Source organism: Vibrio sp. 947 (genome assembly GCF_033339115.1).
Taxonomy (GTDB): domain Bacteria; phylum Pseudomonadota; class Gammaproteobacteria; order Enterobacterales; family Vibrionaceae; genus Vibrio; species Vibrio alginolyticus.
On record NZ_JAWOTX010000026.1, the window covers coordinates 18,969 to 39,216 of the forward strand.

The 20,248-nt window shown below is 46.9% G+C and carries 17 protein-coding genes; 8 read left to right on the forward strand and 9 right to left on the reverse strand.

Going from position 1 to position 20,248, the window contains the following annotated elements; translation table 11 throughout:
* The first annotated feature begins 144 nt into the window (after positions 1–144).
* Entirely contained in the window at positions 145–1,158 is a 1,014-nt protein-coding gene (locus R7Q39_RS23980; protein ID WP_053307264.1) for an SPOR domain-containing protein, read from the forward strand.
* Positions 1,159–1,233: 75 nt separating this feature from the next.
* Here R7Q39_RS23980 and R7Q39_RS23985 read toward each other — a convergent pair whose 3' ends face one another.
* The 6 genes from R7Q39_RS23985 to R7Q39_RS24010 all read right to left on the reverse strand — a co-directional run bounded on the left by R7Q39_RS23985 (position 1,234) and on the right by R7Q39_RS24010 (position 8,926).
* Positions 1,234–1,377 carry a hypothetical protein gene (locus R7Q39_RS23985; protein ID WP_318076977.1) on the reverse strand — a complete coding sequence of 48 codons (144 nt, stop codon included), beginning with the start codon at positions 1,375–1,377 and terminating at the stop codon, positions 1,234–1,236.
* Positions 1,367–3,688 (reverse strand): acid phosphatase, encoded by a 2,322-nt coding sequence (locus R7Q39_RS23990; RefSeq protein WP_170890710.1) that lies wholly within the window; start codon positions 3,686–3,688, stop codon positions 1,367–1,369. The genes R7Q39_RS23985 and R7Q39_RS23990 overlap by 11 nt, the downstream gene beginning before the upstream one ends.
* Positions 3,689–3,950: 262 nt before the next feature.
* Positions 3,951–5,510, reverse strand: coding sequence for a hypothetical protein (locus R7Q39_RS23995; RefSeq protein WP_318076969.1), 1,560 nt, complete (start codon positions 5,508–5,510; stop codon positions 3,951–3,953).
* A gap of 2 nt (positions 5,511–5,512) precedes the next feature.
* Positions 5,513–6,085 (reverse strand): sigma-70 family RNA polymerase sigma factor, encoded by a 573-nt coding sequence (locus R7Q39_RS24000; RefSeq protein ID WP_104979902.1) that lies wholly within the window; start codon positions 6,083–6,085, stop codon positions 5,513–5,515.
* A 2-nt stretch (positions 6,086–6,087) separates the two neighbouring features.
* Positions 6,088–7,560, reverse strand: coding sequence for a chromosome partitioning protein ParA (locus tag R7Q39_RS24005; protein ID WP_318076970.1), 1,473 nt, complete (start codon positions 7,558–7,560; stop codon positions 6,088–6,090).
* Positions 7,561–7,573: 13 nt separating this feature from the next.
* The gene (locus R7Q39_RS24010) at positions 7,574–8,926 is read right to left on the reverse strand and encodes a serine/threonine-protein kinase (protein ID WP_318076971.1); all 1,353 of its coding nucleotides are present in this window, start codon (positions 8,924–8,926) and stop codon (positions 7,574–7,576) included.
* 219 nt (positions 8,927–9,145) lie between these two features.
* On the opposite strand from R7Q39_RS24010, the gene R7Q39_RS24015 reads away from it, so the two are divergent.
* From R7Q39_RS24015 to R7Q39_RS24030, 4 genes are all read left to right on the forward strand, one after another.
* Entirely contained in the window at positions 9,146–10,153 is a 1,008-nt protein-coding gene (locus R7Q39_RS24015; protein ID WP_005379123.1) for a substrate-binding domain-containing protein, read from the forward strand.
* A 55-nt stretch (positions 10,154–10,208) separates the two neighbouring features.
* The gene (locus R7Q39_RS24020; protein ID WP_005379132.1) at positions 10,209–11,144 is read left to right on the forward strand and encodes a LysR family transcriptional regulator; all 936 of its coding nucleotides are present in this window, start codon (positions 10,209–10,211) and stop codon (positions 11,142–11,144) included.
* Positions 11,145–11,413: 269 nt separating this feature from the next.
* On the forward strand, positions 11,414–11,818 hold the full coding sequence (locus R7Q39_RS24025) for an SMR family transporter (RefSeq protein WP_213869990.1): 405 nt from the start codon (positions 11,414–11,416) through the stop codon (positions 11,816–11,818).
* On the forward strand, positions 11,815–12,144 hold the full coding sequence (locus R7Q39_RS24030) for an SMR family transporter (protein WP_005478614.1): 330 nt from the start codon (positions 11,815–11,817) through the stop codon (positions 12,142–12,144). Before R7Q39_RS24025 ends, R7Q39_RS24030 begins: the two co-directional genes overlap by 4 nt.
* Before the next feature lie 1,600 nt (positions 12,145–13,744).
* Here the strand turns inward: R7Q39_RS24030 and edd are convergent.
* Both edd and R7Q39_RS24040 read right to left on the reverse strand, forming a co-directional pair.
* Positions 13,745–15,541 carry a phosphogluconate dehydratase gene (gene edd / locus R7Q39_RS24035; RefSeq protein WP_318076972.1) on the reverse strand — a complete coding sequence of 599 codons (1,797 nt, stop codon included), beginning with the start codon at positions 15,539–15,541 and terminating at the stop codon, positions 13,745–13,747.
* A complete protein-coding gene (locus R7Q39_RS24040) occupies positions 15,541–16,065 on the reverse strand; it encodes a gluconokinase (protein WP_047103696.1) in 525 nt (174 codons plus the stop codon). Before R7Q39_RS24040 ends, edd begins: the two co-directional genes overlap by 1 nt.
* A 153-nt stretch (positions 16,066–16,218) precedes the next feature.
* Between R7Q39_RS24040 and R7Q39_RS24045 the strand changes: the two genes are divergently transcribed.
* Positions 16,219–17,595 carry a GntP family permease gene (locus tag R7Q39_RS24045; protein WP_318076973.1) on the forward strand — a complete coding sequence of 459 codons (1,377 nt, stop codon included), beginning with the start codon at positions 16,219–16,221 and terminating at the stop codon, positions 17,593–17,595.
* Between the two features lie 9 nt (positions 17,596–17,604).
* A complete protein-coding gene (locus R7Q39_RS24050; protein WP_005379148.1) occupies positions 17,605–18,216 on the forward strand; it encodes a bifunctional 4-hydroxy-2-oxoglutarate aldolase/2-dehydro-3-deoxy-phosphogluconate aldolase in 612 nt (203 codons plus the stop codon).
* A 104-nt stretch (positions 18,217–18,320) separates the two neighbouring features.
* Here the strand turns inward: R7Q39_RS24050 and xapA are convergent, their stop codons facing one another.
* Positions 18,321–19,145: a xanthosine phosphorylase gene (gene xapA, locus R7Q39_RS24055; protein ID WP_318076974.1), complete on the reverse strand. Its 825-nt coding sequence runs from the start codon at positions 19,143–19,145 to the stop codon at positions 18,321–18,323.
* Positions 19,146–19,266: 121 nt separating this feature from the next.
* Here xapA and R7Q39_RS24060 point away from each other — a divergent pair, with 121 nt between their 5' ends.
* Positions 19,267–20,172, forward strand: a complete 906-nt coding sequence (locus R7Q39_RS24060) for a LysR family transcriptional regulator (protein WP_005379156.1) — start codon at positions 19,267–19,269, stop codon at positions 20,170–20,172.
* Positions 20,173–20,248 lie beyond the last annotated feature (76 nt).

Below are 20,248 nucleotides of genomic sequence, written 5' to 3' on the forward strand. Positions count from 1 at the left end.
AAGCGTTGTAAATTCGCTTAATTCCTTCCTAAACTGAGAGCCGGATGCAAATTCCGGCTCTTTTTTTGCTAGTTATTCTTTGTTCACATTTTTTTGGCGCTTTTCCGCCATGATGACCTTACCCACTAATTTAGAGTGAAGTGTATGGAAATGAAGAAGGCCCAACGCCCATCTAACGTCTTCCAAGCAAGCCTGGCTTTGGGTTTGTTGCTGGTATGCGCCCAGTTTTCTAATCCAGTTGAGGCGGAGGAGTTCCTTTGCCAAGCCACTCAAGCCAGCGAGAAAGAATTACCGATGCTTGAGAAAACGTGCCCAATTGGTAACGGAGTATGGGGAAAGAAAGTGCCGCAGGGGGGCAACTACCTTTACTGGATTCAATGCGGATTGCTACCCAAGCCTATGTCTCTCGCGAAAGCTAAGCCTCTCTATAGTAAAATCACGACTGACGTATGGATGAAGCCTGAATCCAAAGGCTATCGCTGTTTGATTGGACCTTACAAGGCATTGTCTGATGCGAGGGATGACTTACGAGGAGTCAAAACCTTGTCGAATTACAAAGAGGCGTTCATCCGCGTGGTTGGAAAAGAGAGTAAACAGTCTACGACACCATCTAAACCCGCTGTGCCGTCGAAATCAGCCGCATCTTCGGTTAAGCCAACACCGACGGTGACCCCGAAACCCGCGCCAGTTCCTGCCGTGCGAGCTGATACCGACGCCTTTAAAGCTCCGGAAGAGAAGTCAAAGACCAAGGTAAAAAATACACGTGATAATTCTTCGTCCAAGCCTGTTGCTAAGACCAAAGCGAAGCCAGTTGTGAGCGGGAATGATGACATTGAAGTTCGGTTGAGAACCTCCTTACAAGGCAAAACGTACGTGGTCCCATATTTACTCGATCACCATAATCAGTTTTACATGGAACATGGTAAGCCGTGGAACCGCCTCAACTACGAAAACTCGCACAAAGTATGTCAGCAACTGGGTATGAGCTTAGCCAACCCTGCAGAGTTTAAAGCGCTGAGGGCGTCTGGGGTGATGGAAAAAAATCAATGGCCACTGCAACTGCCGTATTGGGGCAAAGATAAGAAAGGTTTGTTCGCCGATCGTGAGCCCAATCAGCTCACCGGGACCTCATTATTGAACGTGGTGTGCGTGAAATAACGACTCAGATATTGCGGTCAAAATATAGAAGAAAGCCCCGAGTTCGGGGCTTTTTTGCGGTCTCAAATATTATCGCTATTTGAGTGGCGTTTCTTTGTGACAGTTAGAGCAGACATACACTTCTTTGATGCCGACCAATCGTTCCCAAAATGTTCTGCGTCTTCTACGCAAATGCACGCTATCACAGCAAGGGTTAACGATGGTTGCTTTAGTCATCATCACCAGGCTCCAAAATCGGTAGTGAACTCGCGATGCTTGTCATGGCTTCTTTGCTGTTAGAGTACAGACCATATTCCGGTGCGGATTCATGACCGTTTTGTTCTTTACTCCAACGAATACCAATATAAAAGTCACCAAAATCGCGGTTGATGTAACGATGACGAGTTTTGTAATCTGACTCTGAGCCTGTTTCTTCTAGAATCAGCAGTTCACGGTCTTCATCATTCTGGATTTCCCAATTACCTGGAGTTTGGAATCCTGTTGGCATGAACGAAGTGTAGTTGTAAGTATCAGTGTCGTATTCGTACGCACCTGACGAGTATTTCAGGACTGTGTCGTCGCCTGTGCCATTACTTTCTACCATCAAGTCATGCTCTAACGTGCCGTGTTTGATGTGTTCTGCAACCGAAAGTGATTCTGCAAATGGGGTATTGCTTGAGTCCATCCAGAACAGCTCATCATCTGATATTTTAACGATCATTTGAGTGCCGTTATGCTCGGTTTTGTGCTGGTACAACATTTCATACTCGTCGCCGTAGCTGTTGTATAGCTTACCGTCTTTCAGCTCAACGTCGTTACAGTCTTTATTGTTGTATTCAGTGTAACCAGTTTGTTGGTCCAGATCGGCAAGAATGGCGTAAGCATCGTGTTCCCATGTGTCTTTTAGGAAGTCACTGATGTTCGCTTTGTACTCTTGATTCATCTCATCGTGGTTTGAACCCCAGCAGAATAGTAGGCCTTCAGAATCTTGCATCAACATGGCGTAGCCAATTTCACCATCTTTCTGTGCAAAGCTACCCATTTTCCATTCTTGACCGTTGAAGTGCTCGTGAGTGAAGCCCAAAGTCGGTACTACTGGTGGTGGCGTGACGCCTTCGATAACCGTTGGCATGCTGAGCGCAATTTGTACCGCGGTATGGCCATCTGTTGCGCTAATCGCAAGTACTGCTCCAGCTTCACCTGCTTTTGTTGGTGTGCCTTTAATGGTGATAATTGCATTACCATCCTCAGATACTGTTAGACCTTCAATGTCTACATAGTCCGCTGAGTAGTCGGTAATTTGACCGTCTTTATCTTGGAACAAACCAGAAATATCGAGTGTTTGTTCAAACACTTCACCTTGTTGTAGGTACCAACCATCAACGATGGACTGCAGACGCGCTTGTTCTGTTTCTACAACCATTGGTGGTAAGTTTGCCGATTCGATTTCGAACTGAAATACGGTGCTTACCGTACCCAAAACCTTACCTGACGAATCAATGTCTTGCGCCGTTAGAACAATCTCAAAATCACCAGCTTTCTCTACGATTGCAGTTGGATGTAGAACAATCAGGTTGCCAGTTTGCACAACTTCAATGCCTGTGCCTGCAAAGTTGTGCGTCAGTTTGGTTGTCACAAGGTTTTGGTCTTTGTCTGCAAATAGACCTTCAATGTCTAGCTCTAAGCCATCAAAATCCACGCCTTGTACGATTTTTGGTAGTTTTTCTAGCTTATCTTTAGCTGCCTTTTCGACGATTTTGTTTACGGTTAGCTTGTTATTAACTGCCGTTTCAGGTGCTAAGGTGTCGCTGTCTGGGGTCGCGTCAGTGATGATTGGACGTAGATTTGGGTCATTGATGTTTTCGCCAGATGCAACAAGACGTTCCACTTCTTGGTTTGCCGCTTGAGCAAACTCCGTGGCTTTTTTCTCGTAGTTCGTTGGGTTTTGTGCTTTCGAGTCGGTCAGAATCTGAGCGGTTTTATGTAGTTCGGCGTTTTTTGTCGCACCTTCAACAAAATCACTGTACAGATCAATTGGTGCTTCTTCTGAGCCTCCTAACGCTTGGTTTACTTTCGCTTTCGCATCTTCTTCACTAATGGCTGGATCTTTTGCCATTTCAATCGCCACAAGATCCGTGATAGGTGAAATCACGTTTGATGATGTTGGTGCACGGAATACGATTTCGTGCGCCATAGCTTGGCCTGGATGATCCATATCAACCGTGTATTTGCCAGCGTACTCTTTCGCATCCAAAGCGATGAGCTGTTTCTGCTTTGAACCGTTTGGTGTGATGGTCTGTAGCGCTAGAGTGCTTTCTGGTTTTGCATCCAATTTCAGTTGACCTTTCTCATCGGTCAGACCAAGGAATGTTTCTTGAGTGTCCCATTGGCCGTTGTTGTTCGTATCTTCAAAAACAACGGCATGCTTGAAGTAGCCGTCAAAACCTGTGATCACAACGCCGTCGTTAGCACTGTTTGAACCACCATCTGAACCGCCACAGCCTGTAAGAGCGATAGCCACTGACGCTGCTAGTAAACTCACCTTATTCATTATTTATTTGTCCTTGTTTCGTTTCCGAATGAGAAAGTCGCTTTTTTTATTATTTTTTTCTTTATATCTCACTAGTGAGATATAAGAGAGTGGTGTCTTTTTAATGACTATTGAGCTTAGGTTCAAGACACGAAAATCCGCACAAAACCCGTAAAATTTATTTCTATTTTTTGTCTATGATGGAAAATTTATAATTTGATCACGGTTCCAGTTTTATTTTGGGAATGATTGTTTTGTTAATATAACCACCGGTAAAAAAGGTTTATTGGGTGCCGCTAAGGACAGGGGCGTGATAAATCATGTTGATCTTAAATTCCTCAACGCGATCAGCAAATTGAGGGTGAGGTTTAAGCACATAACTGTAGACTTCGCCTGGAATGAATATGTCGTAATCTGTGTATTCAAGGTTGTAAAACATAAATGTTCGTTGCCAGTAATTATCTGGCCATTCAGCACAATGTATTGGATTTACGCCGTCAAAATCCATTGAGCTAGAGATAATATCGGCAAACTCGCCTCGCCCCGCTACGATAGAGCTGTACCAGTAAAATAAATAATCATGACAAAATAGGTCATGTTGATTTGATTTCATATTGAGATCAGAGTCCAGCTTGTGCACTGGTTCGTTACCCTGAACACTTCTATCAAATATGTAGTTGCTAGCAGTCCCGTTTATGTAACCCCCTCCTGAAATGGGAAAGAGGTAGTCAAACAACGTTCCTTGATATTCGTACTCGCCAGTGTGGACATTGATGCGCTTTTCCATGGACTGCTTGTTCTTTTGCATGGTATAGCTTTCGAATTGTTTACCATCAAACACGGTGGTGAAGTAGTTCCGAGTATCTTCATGAACCTGAGATGGGTATTCTTTTTTGATGGTCCAAATTTGGCGTACACCTTGGACATAAACGATCAACGAGTCATCACTGATTTTGTACTTGCCCACTTTTTTCAAGTCTCCCTTTTCAGGACACTGGCGTTTGTTGTGTGAGGCGGCATAACTTACTTCGCCCCCCTCAAACTGAAAGGCCTCGCAATACACCACTTCATACGCGTACGCGATACCTGCAAGATTTTGTGTCGTCTCTAGGCGATAAACTACATCGCCAACTAACGAGTGTTCTGTGTCATTTTGATCGGGTGTGATAACGGGTAACTCAAAGCGCGTTGTGACCCATGCATGATCGCTATTACCGTGATAATCATCGCGCGCTGCTACCGCCAAATATGTGGTGGTTTTTATTTCCTCAGGCGCTCCTTGCACCATCATTTGTCCTTGGTTGAGGACTCTTAACCCATTGGCGTTTTCAAGCCAAATCTGAGTGGTGAGGAGATCGCCATCTGGGTCTTCAAAAAGCTGGTTAAGGTTGAGCGAATAACTCACCGGAGAGTTTTGTTTCAGCTCCCAAGCATAAATAATGGTTTGTAGCTGCTGTTCCACAGTGAGGTTGATGATGGGTTTATTATTCTCTGATGGGTCCTCTTGTGGTCGGCTGTTCTTATCACCCAATGCTGACTCGTAAAACGTGTTGTCTTCTGTGGTATGAAATGGATTCGTAACAGGGCCTGGTTGTCCTAAAAGGGCGGAGTTAAATGCGTCATCTCCCGCTTTTTTATGAGTGCGATCCAACGCAGAATCTGTCAACGCTTGCTTTACTTCAACTAAAGATGTGCGCTCATATTGACGATGTGCTTGCTGGGTTGACTTGTCGGCGTTGTCTGACGAGTCTTCCACAGATGCCAAATTGTGTTTGTTTGAAATGAAGTAAATACCGAACAAACCGACGCATACTGCGCCGATTATCCAAAGCTTTTTGTTCATGATTACGTGTGCGCCATTCGTGATTGTAGCCAACTGCGAGAGAATTTGAGGTCTTTCTCTATCAGGCTTGCGCTGCATTCGAGTAGCTCACTGATTTCTTGGTTTTTCATGCCCATTAAATACTTGAGTTTGAGTGCGCTCGATTGGCGTGGATAGCGGCTACTGAAACTATCCAGAGCTTTATCCATGATAATCAATTGCTCGAAACGATCTTCTTCATCTCTCATCAATGTAATGTGTTGACGCTTTTGTGCTTGGTGCGAGCGTGCGTTGTCGATCAAGATTTGACGCATCACTTTGGCGGCCATCAAAAAGAAATCGCGCTTTGTTTCAATTTCACTCATGTCGCAGTTGGACATTTTCAGGTAAGCATCATGAATTAATGCCGTGGTGCTGTTGACGCTGTCTGCCAGTACTTTGTTGTCGGTGCCGTACTTTTCTGCATTTCGTTCACGCTCGTGTTGGGCGATCTTACGCAACTGTAAATAAGCAAACTGATAGAGCTCGCTCTCAGCTTGTTTATCACCAGATTGCCATTGTTGAATGATTTGTGTCAGTGCTACTGCTGTTGCCATGGTTATACATCCTCGCTCACTTTGACAAATTCAGAAATGGTGTGGGTTTCAATGCGATCAGAGCCGTCTTGGTTGCGCAGAACATTTTGTTGATAGCGATATAAAATGCCTTGCTCCCAAGTTGCACCAGCTGGCAAGTATTCCCAGGTGGTGTAATTGATTTCGGATGGGGTTGTTGACCAACGTACCATGACGTTCATTTGCGCGAGTTCGGCTTTGGGGGCGCTATTGTTGACCCACCACATGTCGGAAAATTCGCGGGTAACATCTTGGGTGTACAGGCTTATATCGGTTGGGCAGGTGTCCGTATTTTGCGGCAGTCGCATGACTTGTTGATGGCGCATCAATAGGCACGATTGTGTCATGGACTGTTGGTGGTATTCTGTTTGCTGCCACACACCGAGGTAGTCAATATCGTGTTCGCTAGTATTGGGATACGTAAACCAGAGCATTTCTGTGCGGTTATTGTGTTGGATGTTTTTTTTACGCCCGAGACCTTGTACTTTTTCCATCAATAACTCGGTGCTCGGATCAAAATTGAGGGCAACGGATCGGTACTTCCAGTCGCCTTCATCATCGAAGTCTTCGAGAGAAAAGCCATTCAAGTCGTTGCGGGTGCACCCTGTGATTGAACAACCAACGATATTAAACCAATCCGCAAACTTGCTTATCGGTTCGACGACATCTTCCGTGATAGGGCGTTTCATCGAGAGGAAGCAGCCTTGAAAATGATCGCCAATGCTTGGGTATTCAATCAATGAGTCTTTGGTGATGGTGAATCGAGTTTCACCAATAGGAGGACGATATTTGGGATGATGCTGATAGCGTAGATCGTAAGCACAAGCGCGGCCTTGCCAATCCTTCTTTTTGATGACGATGTTTTTGAACGTCATGTCGCGAGGTTCAAAAATGATCTCATCAGAGGAAAAATTTTTTTCAATGTACTGCTGGCTTTCGTTTAGGTGCTCAATCGCCTCATTGACAGATACCCAATCGAGATTGAGGTAGCGTTTAGCGTCATCTAGGTAATTGAGATCAAGGCCTTTGAGCTGGCTTTGAAAGTGAGGATCAGACAGCACACGGTTTGCTAGGACAATTTCCTCACGATTCTCAGGCGTGCTGTCGAGAGAAAGCAGCAGACGCGTCATATTGATGCTGCGGCTAGGTTTGGTTGTCGCCATCGTCGGCGTCAGCACTTCTTGGCTTGATAAGGTCGTCAGCAGATAACCTTTATCATCGTTACCAAGGAAGAAGCTAATTACATCACCGGGTTGGTAATGAAATGCTCCTTGCTGAGTGACGCCAGTGATATTGGAACTGGTTTTGTAATACAGGCCAGTCACTGGGGCGTCGATAAAGTAGCCTTGCTTCAAGGTTGAAGCTGGTGGGTGTGAAGTGGCAGCTGAAACGTCTGCTGCCAACGTGGACGTAGCCGTCAATGCAGACAGCCAAAATACCACTGAACGTGTATACATCTTGTTTTAAGCCTTATTGGTTGGTGCTGCCCTTAGACGCACAATTTGGCTGACAACTCATTGGTGTAGTTAGGTGCTTCTCTGGCACCGGTGTCATCATCGCCAACAACATTTTTTGTTTTATATGTTTGGGGATATCTGGGTTAGAGAGTATCCGCCTTCGTGTTAACTCCATCATGGAGTTAACTGAGAGATGTTCGACATTTTGCCCCTTCGCGTGGAAGATGAGGCGAGTCATTTCGTACATCATATCTTCTGCAATCTTCTTCTCTTGTTGCAGCTGGATATTCTTTTGCATCATGGCGCTGCCAAATAACACACCAGAGAGCACAATGATGCCTGACAATACCGAAGCAAGGGGACGTCGTTGTACCAAGCGAAAGGCGCTATACAATGGCCAGTTTTTTTTCTGCTCGATTGGACGGCGTTCGATAATTCGTTCGATATCAATGCGCAATGCTCGAACATTGATATATCGCATTTGAGTGGCAGGACGCGTTGCGCGCCTTATCACCCAGTAAACATCAGACCAAATTGTTGGTGATGGAAACATCAAAGCGAGAATTTTGCCTAAGGAGTACACGTCGCTTTGCTCTGTTAGAACCTGTCCTGCTTGCTGCTCTGGGCTGGCAAAATTTTGGCTAAACGCAATCAGCGCTGAGGGTGAATCTTCTCGGTTGGAGTGCGCTTTTTGAGTCAAGTTGAAGTCAAGCAGCTTGGGACGCTTGCTACGATCAATCAGTATATTTTCTGGTTTTAGATCGGCATGCAAAACCTGGTGCTGGTGGGCGTGCTCCATCGCCTGGCAGATCTGCTTAAACAACAGCAGCTTCTCCGTTTTTTCTAGCTTATTTTCAGATAGATACTCATCCAAAGTTTGACCAAACACCCGCTCCATCACGATGTAAACCGAATCTTGATGGAGACCGCCGTCAAACACTTTCGCGATGTAAGGATGGTTTAGACGCGCGAGAAGTTGAGCTTCATCGAAGAGTGCGCGTTGCCCTAACACATTGCTCAAATTGCTTTGAATAAACTTGATAGCCAGATCTTGCTCGAACGTTTCATCTGCACGTAGAGCTGCGTATACGACACCCATGCCACCACGCCCCAACTCATGAGTTAGGCGGTACTTACTGATGATTTCTCCGCTTAGATCGACGTCTTGGTTCGTAGCCTGATGAGCACCAAAATAAAGTAACTGCGTTAGTTGTTCTTCCGGTGTCTCGTTGGCTAAAAGAGGAACGAGTTGTCGATACAGCTCAGGTTGACTTCGTTGCAATGCTTGGAGGTATTGCTGCTTTTGGGAGTCGTCCAGATCAAGCAGGTGGTAGTAAATCTGGGTTTCGCTAGAGCCTAACTGCACTGTGACTAATGTCTTATTCTTTTAGGTACGGCATTTTATAAGAACTTTGATATAAATGTCATTTATTTATTCGGTTTTGATTCACAATCCATGAAACGCAATTTGATGGCTAATGGAGTAATAACGTCATGATTTTGCGAATTATTTTCACTGAGCTTGTCGGCAGAGAGTCTATTCGTCATAATGTTACTTGTAACATTACTGATAAATCACATATTTATGGCTCAACAGAATAAGAAAACTCGTACGACATTGCAGGATGTCGCAGACCAGGTTGGCGTCACGAAGATGACCGTTTCACGCTATATGCGTAACCCTGAATCGGTGGCAGAAAAGACTCGGGCCAAGATTGCGACTGCGATTGAAGAGATGGGTTACATCGAAAACCGTGCACCGGCGATGTTGTCAAAGTCCTCCAGTAAAGCCATTGGTATTTTACTGCCGTCTTTGTCCAACCAAATTTTTGCTTCCTTTGTTCAGGGCATAGAGATGGTGACCAAAGCCAATGGCTATGAGACGCTTTTAGCGCATTTTAGCTACGATGAGCTTGAAGAAGAGCGCAAGATCGCGTCATTACTCTCTTATCAAGTCGATGGGCTTATTCTAACTGAAAGCCATCACACGCCGCGTACATTACAGATGATCAAAAATGCTGGCATTCCGGTGGTCGAAACCATGGAACTGCCATCGGAGCCGATTGATATGGCGGTTGGACTCGATCATGAAGATGCGTCGTACACCGTGGTTAAGCAGATGCTAGATACGGGGAAGCGTACAATCGTCTATTTTGGCGCGCGTCTGGATACGCGAACCAAATTGCGGATGCAAGGTTACGATCGCGCGATGACAGAAGCAGGGCTAGAACCCAAACATGTATTAACTGGTGATCATTCTAGTTTTTCTTTAGCGCATGATTTGCTCGAACGCGCACTGGAAATGCACCCAACGCTCGATGGGGTGTTCTGTACCAACGATGACATCGCAATTGGCACCATGCTGAGTGCGCAGCAACGTGGCATTCAAGTTCCACAGCAATTGGCAGTGGCGGGCTATAACGCGCTGGATATCGGTCAAACCATCAGCCCGAAACTGACCAGCGTTGATACGCCGCGTTTCCAAATTGGTGTAAAGAGCGCAGAGCTATTAATTGCGCGCCTGAAAGGCGAAACGCAAGAAGAAAAAGTCTTCGATATGGGGTATCAGATCACGTCGGGAGAGAGTGTTTAACTAATTGTTAACTGCTCTTTGTATTCGCTCATCAATGGTATTGGTAGGTTAGGGTATGGCACATCAGCTGGATGCATTGGATCTCAACTTAATGCGTTTATTAAAAGCCGTGGTGGAAAACCGCAGCATCAAGCTGGCCGCAATGCAGCTTGGCATTTCTCAACCGAGCGCCAGCCGCGGCGTGATGAAGTTGAAGCAAGTGTTTGATGACCCGCTTTTTGTGCGTAAAGCACATGGGGTAGAGCCATCACCCATGGCGATTCGTCTCGCCGCCGAGTTCGACAATATGGTTGCACCACTGGAAAAAGTGGTGCAAGAATTTGAAGTGTTCGACCCGCTGCAATACCAAGGGCAGATCGCGATTGTAACTGACCCTTATTTGATGGATGAACAAGGGCAGCGACTGCTCACTGGTTGTCATCGAGCCTTTCCCAAAGCGCACTTTGCCTTTTCCAGCTGGAATACTTACTCGCACGATGAAATGTTAGAAGGCGAGCACGATTACTGCATTCTTGACCAAGAGACCGAGCTGTCGAAAGACATTTACATGCGCCCGTTATTCGTTGAAAAACGAGTGATTTTGGCGCGCAAAAACCACCCAACGTTGTCGAAAGTCAGCAATGATTGGGACACGGTGTCCAAACTACCACTTGTCTCTTTGCCTGCGCCCGCGTCATATAAACCGCTTTGTACCGTGGAGTCCGAGTATCGACGCATGGGGTATGAGCCAGTAGTGTTACTGAAGTCCTATAATTTGCGTTTGGCTTGCCAAATGTTGCAAGAAACCGACGCGATTATGTATGCCAGTCAAAGCTCGGCATTGTTGATGCCAGAACTCGCCTCTTACGCAATGCCACCCGTTAATCGTGAGTTTAGCCAGTTTGTTGTCTCTGGCGGTTTCCTTCAAACCAACCGCAACCATCCTTTGCACAGACACCTACATAAAGTGGTGCGACAAACCCTCAATACGCCGCTGATTTTTACGCAGTGACGTCACCTGATGGCATCCGCTGAATGAGAGAGCAGATGCTTTAACCTTATCAATGTTGTGTGATTACATAGACAACTTATTTCTTAAGATATTCAAAAATGAATATCTCAATTACCTGTCTCTTTTTCCTACCCAGCGCTAACCTTATCTCAAATAGTCAGGAGAAGTGGCTCATTTTTATCTTTTTAACTTTTTGAATGTCGATACAGGTACGCGGCATTCACCATTCTCCGTTATGCATTTTTTTAATTTCTGATGGAGGATTAATCATGCTAGTTGCACGTCTATTTTTATTGCTCGCCATCGTTGCCGAAGTGGCTGGCACCAGCACTATGTCTCTTATCGGACAAGGGCACGGGTGGTGGGGCTACATCGTAATGTATGTGCTGATCGCAATCTCTTACTACTTCCTCGCATTTGCCGCGAAGAAAATATCTATCGGTGTGGCATACGCTGTCTGGGAAGGGTTAGGTATCTCGTTGATCACCGTGGTGTCGATCATCGCCTTTGATGCCAACTTAAACCATCAAGAGTTGTTTGGTTTGATGTTAGCCGTTGTTGGCATTGTGTGTGTGACCTTAGGGGAATCACATGGTCAACCTCACGCCAAGAAAAATGCCGATAAATCGGCAAAAGAACGTTCATTTTCTACTAGTACAAGGTGCGAATCATGAGTCAATTTTTTACGATGTCATTTGGATTTGTCGTGATGGCTGCCTTGGTCGATATCATGGCCAATATGGCTCTGACACGCTCAAAAGGTTTTAAATATAAAGGCTGGGGCATTGCGGCGATTGTGTTGGTACTGACAGCATTCACGCTGTTGGCACAAGCGGTGAAAGAGATCGACTTAGCCATTGCTTATGCCTCTTGGGGTGCGATCGGTATCTTGGGTACCGCAGTGGGTGGAGCCTTGCTGTTTAAGCAGAAACTCAAACCAATCGGCTGGTTTGGTATCTTTGTGGTGATTGCTGCGGTCGTAGTGATGAAGACCGCTTGATGTAATTTACTGAATGCTAGATATCGTCATTCTGAGCAGCAAGAGACGAGCGTGATTCAGAATCTACCAACAAAAAGTGCTGTGGAAGAGGGGGGTTCTCTGGCTTCACAGCACCTTGATATTAGATTCCTGATCTCGCCTAGGCTCGTCGGAATGACGGACTCATTCATTTTTAAAAAGAACAGAGGCCAATCCTAAAGTTCGTCATTTTGAACAGCAAGAGACGAGCGTGATTCAGAATCTATCAACAAAAAGTGCTGTGGAAGAGGGGTTTTCTCTGGCTTCACAGCATTTTGCTATTAGATTCCTGATCTCGCCTAGGCTCGTCGGAATGACGGATTCATTCGTTTTTTAGAAAGAACTGAGGCTAATCCCAAAGCTCGTCATTCTGAACAGCGAGGGACGAGCGTGATTCAGAATCTACCAACAAAAAGTGCAGTGGCAGAGGAGTTTTCTCTAGCTTCACAACACGTTGATAGTAGATTCCTGATCTCGCCTAGGCTCGTCGGAACGACGGATTCATTTTTTAGAAAGAGCAGTGGCCAATCCCAAAGCTCGTCATTCTGAACAGCGAGGGACGAGTGTGATTCAGAATCTACCAACAAAAAGTGCAGTGGTAGAGGAGTTTTCTCTGGCTTCACAGCACGTTGATAGTAGATTCCTGATCTCGTCTAGGCTCGTCGAACTGACGGATTCATTTTTTAGAAAGAGCAGTGGCCAATCCCAAAGCTCGTCATTCTGGACAGCGAGGGACGAGCGTGATTCAGAATCTACCAACAAAAAGTGCTGTGGTAGAGGGGGTTTCTCTGACTTCACAGCATTTTGCTATTAGATTCCTGATCTCGCCTAGGCTCGTCGGAATGACGGATTCATTCGTTTTTTAGAAAGAACTGAGGCTAATCCCAAAGCTCGTCATTCTGAACAGCGAGGGACGAGCGTGATTCAGAATCTACCAACAAAAAGTGCAGTGGCAGAAGTGTTTTTTCTGGCTTCACAGCACCTTGATAGTAGATTCCTGATATTGCTTAGGCTCGTCGGAATGACGGATTCATTCGTTTTTTAGAAAGAGCAGTGACCAATCCCAAAGCTCGTCATTCTAAACAGCGAGGGACGAGTGTGATTCAGAATCTACCAACAAAAAGTGCTGTGGGAGAGGGGTTTTCTCTGGCTTCACAGCACGCTGATATTAAATTCCTGATTTTGCTTAGGCTCGTCGGAATGACGGATTCATTCGTTTCTAGAAAGAACCGAGGCCAACTCCAAAGCTTGCCATTCTGAATAGCGAGGAACGAGTGTGATTCAGAATCTACCAACAAAAAGTGCAGTGGCAGAGGGGATTTTCTCTGGCTTCACAGCTCGTTGATATTAGATTCCTGATCTCGCCTAGGCTCGCCGGAATGACGGATTCATTCGTTTTTTAGAAAGAACTGAGGCCAATCCCAAAGCTCGTCATTCTGAACAGCGAGGGACGAGCGTGATTCAGAATCTACCAACAAAAAAGTGCTGTGGCAGAGGTGTTTTCTCTGTCTTCACAGCACGTTGATATTAAATTCCTGATCTCGCCTAGGCTCGTCGGAACGACGAGGTCTTTCTTCTCGCCTTAAACAATAAAGCTTGCGCCTTCTTCTGCACTCGATACGTTTTGGCGGATCACGCTAAACAAGCCTCGTCCCCAAGTTTGTTGGGTCGATTCGGTATCGAAATGAATCAACTCGCGACCAGTGGTGTCGCTTAAGTTGTTCAGTTCGCCCGTTTGACAATCAAGGCGAATCAAATCACCGTTGCGCACTAAACCAATCGCGCCACCACGAATGGCTTCTGGAGAAACATGAATCGCAGACGGAATTTTACCTGACGCGCCAGATAAACGACCGTCAGTCACTAGCGCCACTTTAAAGCCCGCTTTTTGCACGTTACCTAAAATTGGCATCAGCTTGTGCAGTTCAGGCATGCCGTTTGCCGCTGGGCCGTTGTGTGTGACCACAACGATGCAGTCTTTGTTCAGCTCGCCACGTTTGTACGCGGCTTCCACTTCGTGTTGGCATTGGAATACGATCGCTGGTGCCACAATCACGCGTTGCTCTTCTTTCACCGCAGACACTTTCACCACGGCTTTGCCCAAGTTGCCAGTCAGTACGCGAGTGCCGCCAGTGTTTTGGAAAGTGGCGTCCGGTTTGGCGATCACGTCACCGTCTTGGCTGCCTTGGCACGGTGTCCAAGTCAGTTGTCCATCGACAAGACTCGGTAGCGTCATTTGGTCTTCAAATTCACCAAACACGGGTTTCACATCGCGATGCAAAAGCCCGGATTGGTTCAAGCGGTGCAATAACGCAGGCACGCCACCCGCGTCTTGGAACGCGTTCATATCGGCTGGGCCGTTCGGGTAAACGCGAGCTAACAAAGGAACCACATCCGAAAGATCGCTGATGTCTTGCCACGTGAGCAAGATGCCAGCAGCACGTGCCACGGCGATCATATGAATGGTGTGATTGGTGCTGCCGCCAGATGCAAGTAGAGCGATGATGCCGTTGACCAAGCTCTTTTCTGTGACCACTTCTGCCAACGGACGGAAGTGTGCAGAACCCGCCGTCATTGAGGCGATTTTCAGAGCGGCGTGATCGGTTAACGCTTTACGCAGTTGGGTATGGGGATGGATGAATGCCGAACCTGGCAGCATCAAGCCCATGGCTTCGAACACCAACTGGTTGGTGTTGGCTGTGCCGTAAAACGTACACGTCCCCGCAGAGTGGTAAGCGCGACACTCCATATCCAGCAGAGCGTCTTTGCCGACTTCACCCGCTGCGTATTTTTGGCGCACGTCGACTTTCTCTTCATTGCTGATGCCTGTTGCCATCAGCCCCGCTGGTACAAACGCAGTCGGTAGATGCGCGTAAGACAGCGCGCCCATCAGTTGCCCCGGGGCGATTTTGTCACAGATACCAAGCAGTAATGTGGCATCAAAGACATTGTGGCTCAAAGACAACGCCGTTGATTGCGCAATTAAGTCACGCGAAAACAGCGACATATCCATGCCTGCTTGACCTTGAGTTACCCCATCGCACATCGCTGGCACATAACCTGCGACTTGCGCTGTATGGCCGTAGTCCGCCAGCACTTGTTTGATTTGCACTGGGTAATCTTGGTACGGCTGGTGGGCGCTCAACATGTCGTTGTAGGCGCTGATCAGCGCGACATTGGCATGAGTAAAATCGAGAATATTTTTCTTTTCAGAAGAGCAAGAAGCGGCGACTGCATGGGCTAAGTTACCACAAGATAAACCAACGCGGCCTTTGCCCGCTTCGGCTTGCACTTCGGTGCGAGCAAGAAAGGCAGCGCGCGCTTCGCGGCTGCGCTCGGTCAAGCGTTGTGTGACCTCAATAACAACAGAGTGAGTCATTACGCCACCTCGATCGCTTGCATTTTGATTAGCTCAGTAGCAGAGCGTTCCACCACGTCGCTGATGTCTCCGTCGATACTGACGATCAGAGTTTGAGGCTCGTTGTCTGGGCGCTCTAGTGTCTCGAATTGGCTCTTCACCATGTTTTCTTTCATGAAGTGGCCTTTGCGCATACGCATGCGATTAAGGATCAACTCCATATCGCCATCAAGGAACAAGAAGGTCACGTTGTTGTTACCTTCGCGGATCTGATCGCGGTAAATCTTTTTCAGTGCTGAACAGACAATAATGCCGTGTTCGTTTTTGCTTTCTAGGCTGTACGCCGCATCACGAATGCGTTCTAGCCATGGCTTGCGATCATCATCGTTCAGAGGCTGGCCCGATGCCATTTTCTGAATGTTCGCTCGTGGATGAAGATCATCACCATCAATGAATTTACGCCCTAGCTTTTTCGCTAGATGCTCACCAATTGTGCTTTTACCACTAGCACAAACGCCCATAACGATGACACTACTACCAGCCATAACTTATCCTCATAACCAAATTTGCGCGTGATCTCAATTTTTGAATTCACTTTAAAATATGGGTTTATCTTATTCATGTTATCGGTAACATGTTACCGGTAACTGAAATAAATGTGAACCATAACACAAACAATAATTCTTAAAGGTGAACCTATGGAGCAATTAACCCAAGCCCCAGATCCTACGTTCCTACTGACGATTGCAGGCCTTGCCATTGCAGCGTTACTCGTTCTGATCATTAAACTGAAAGTCCATGCTTTTGCTTCCCTTACTATGGTGAGTTTAGGTACGGCAATCGCCACTGGCGTTCCTTCAGAGAAAGTCGTATCGACCATGATGGGTGGGTTCGGCGGTACTCTGGCTTCCGTGGCATTGCTGGTTGGTCTTGGTGCGATGATCGGTAAAATTCTTGAAGTGACTGGCGGTGCGAAAGTGCTGGCAGACACTTTGATTGGTCGCTTTGGTAAAGAGCGCGCACCATTTGCTTTGGGCGTCGCTTCATTACTGTTTGGCTTCCCAATCTTCTTCGATGCAGGCCTTGTAGTGATGATGCCAATCATCCTAAGTGTGGCGGCTCGTTTTGGTGGCTCACCAATTAAATACGCGTTGCCAGCAGCCGGTGCTTTTGCGGTTATGCACGCGTTTGTTCCACCACACCCAGATCCGGTTGCAGCGGCAGAATTCCTTGGCGCAAACATCGGTCTGCTATTGGTGGTGGGTATTCTGGTTGCTATTCCAACTTGGTACCTTGGCGCTTACCTATTTGGTTTGTACGCGGGCAAAAAATTCGATATCCCACTATCTAAAGCCTTCTTTAATGGCGAAGCGATGGTGGATGAGCGCAACGCACCAAAATTTGGCACGGTTATGACCATCCTTGTGCTGCCAGTCCTGCTAATCTGTTTGGATACGGTATTGAACACACTGGCGGTTGCGGGTGTGATTGATGGCAAAACGGCACTGGTTGAGTTCCTACGCATGCTAGGTAAAACCCCAGTTGCGTTGCTGATCACTTTGATTGTCTGTCTGGCTGTGTTTGCCAAAGACTACGGCATGGCAAAACTAGAAAAATTATGTGGTGAGTCATTGGCTCCTATCTGTGGTGTTATCCTAGTAACGGGTGCAGGTGGCATGTTTGGCGGCGTACTGCGCTCAAGCGGTATTGGTGATGCACTGGCTGACGTTCTTACAGACACAGGTATGCCTGTGATTGTGGCGGCGTTTGTGATTTCAACCTGTCTGCGTGTTGCTCAAGGCTCGGCAACCGTAGCGCTAACCACCACGGCGGCTCTTATCGCGCCAGTTGTGGCAGCATCAACAGGTTTGAGTGAACTCGACCTTTGCTTTATCGTAATCGCGATTGCGGGTGGTGCAACGGTACTGTCTCACTTCAATGACTCTGGTTTCTGGTTGGTATCTCGTCTGCTTGAGATGGATGAGAAAACCACATTAAAAACTTGGACGGTAATGGAAACGTTACTTGGCGGTATCGCGTTTATTATCGTCGCAACATTAAGCTTTATTCTTTAGAGGTTCCCCATGACAACACTTGAACAACGATTAAGAGAAATCAAAATCGTCCCAGTTATCGCAATCAACGACGTAGCACACGCTCTGCCACTGGCAAAAGTGTTGGTAGAAAACGGTTTACCATGTGCGGAAGTGACATTCCGCACTGAAGCGGCGGCGGAGTCGATCCGCATTATGCGTGAAGCGTACCCAGAACTGCTGATCGGTGCTGGTACAGTACTGACAACAGAGCAAGTGGACATCGCGATTGAAGCGGGCGTGGACTTTATCGTTAGCCCAGGCTTCAACCCAACCACAGTGAAATACTGTCAGCAACGTGGCGTGACTATCGTACCGGGTGTAAACAACCCAAGCTTGGTTGAGCAAGCGATGGAAATGGGTCTGCGTACGTTGAAGTTCTTCCCTGCTGAGCCATCAGGCGGCGTAAGCATGCTGAAAGCACTCACGGCGGTTTACCCAGTTGAATTCATGCCAACAGGTGGCGTAAGTCCATCCAACGTGGAAGATTACCTAGCGCTGAAATCGGTTGTAGCTTGTGGCGGTACTTGGATGGTGCCAACCGCAATGATGGACAACGGCGATTGGGAAGGCATTGCTGAATTGGTTCGTGCAGTTAAGTAAAACGCACAAACGGCTCCGAAATACCCCCGAACGTTAGAAAACGTGACACAAAAAAGGGTCATCAAGTTACTTGATGACCCTTTTGCTTTTGGAATGAAACGGCTTTAGAAGTGATGCTTCATAAAGCGCTTAATAAAGCGAATGAAATCTGCTTCGGCTAGCTTCGCGCACTTCAATGTTTGGGCGTGAGACAATTCTACATCTCCCAAGCCTTCTGCCATGTTGGTGATCGCACACACTGCCAATACGGGTAAGCCGCAATGCGCCGCAGAAATCACTTCTGGCACGACCGACATGCCCACCACATCACCACCGATGATTTGCATCATGCGGATTTCGGCTGCGGTCTCAAAGTTGGGGCCTGTGTAAGAGACAAACACGCCTTCATTCAGGTGAATGCCATTGGCTTTGCCGACTTCAAACGCTTCTGCTCGCAGGTCTTTGTCGTAGACATTGGCGAGGCTGAAGAATCTCGGGCCGTACTCTTCATCATTCGGACCGATCATTGGCGATTCAGGCATGGTGTTGATGTGGTCATGAAATACCACCAGAGAACCGACATCAATACGCTCAGGGCGAAGGGAGCCTGCCGCGTTGGTGACGAGCAGAAACTCACAGCCCAGCTTTTTAAAGGTGCGCACGGACGTGGTCATGACCTTCATTGAGCCGTGTTCGTAGTAGTGACCGCGACCTTTCATGCACACTACGTCTACGCCGCCCATGGTACCAAGTACCAACTCACCAGAGTGGCCTTGCACGGTGCTAACCGGAAAGCCTTCGAGCTCTTCGTATGGAATGACCACTTTGTCTTGTAGTTCGTCTGCCAATACGCCTAAGCCAGAGCCTAAAATAAACGCCGCTTTAGGTTGGAAGTTTGGTTTGCGTTCGCGAATGGTTTGTAGTGCGCCGATTACTGGATCGTGATTCATGTTAGTCACCTTCTGGTTGTGTGTTGATTCCACTGTGTGACTTTCTGCGCTGGTTATCTTTGCTTTATTCGCTACTATCATCCTTAAAAAGAGGATGATGAAATTCGCTAGGACTCAATGCATGAAGTCAGAACCATTCGAGCGTGTGACGCTGAAGATGCTGCGTTACTTTTACGAGGTCGCACAAACCAAGCATTTCACTAAGGCGGCCGAGAATCTCAATATCACCAATTCGCCGTTGAGCAATCGCATCAAAGAGTTGGAAGAGGTGCTTAACGTCAAACTGTTTGAGCGCGATTCAAGAAACGTCATGCTGACGGAGGCCGGGCGATTGTTGGAGTCCAAATGCCAACTGATTTTTCAGACCTTGGATGTCTCGCTCAATCAAGTTCAGCAAGTGGGGTTGAACCAGAGAAATATCTTGCGAGTTGGTGTGGTAAGTAGCGCATTTTGGGGCGGATTTGATCGTCTGTTACAGCGCTTCCATGCTGAGCATGACACTTATCACGCCGACATTTTTGACCTTAACCCAGAGACGCAAAAGAAGCATCTGAGCGAGAAGAAAATCGATGTGGGCATTGTGCGTTTTGCTGATGCACTCAACATTTATCCGTATCAGTCGGTATCTTTGGGCAAAGATGTGTTTGTGGTAGCAGTGTCGGAGCAACATGAGTTAGCCAGCAAATCTTTGCTGCGGCTCCAAGATTTAAAGACGTGTGAGTTTGCGTTTATGAGTTTGGCGAATTCTGCTTCGGCAAACTTCATCATCAATGCCTGTCTGCAAGAAGGCTTTTCACCCCATATTGGCAAACAAGTGGTGGAGCCAAGCACCTTGATGGCGTATGTGGCAAACAGCAATACCGTGACGTTGGTGCCGTCGACGTTTTCTCAGCATCATTGGCATGGGATTCGTTTTATCAAGCTGAAAGAATCACTGCGTGCAGACTTGTGTCTGATTCATGATGGTAAGCAGGAGAGTGCTATTAAAGCCGAGTTTATTCGCACATTATTAGAGAATGCGAGTTAAGCATGGGATAACAAAAAAAGGTCATCCTAAGATGACCTTTTCAAATGATTCGCTGAAATCAGCAATGCGATTAGCG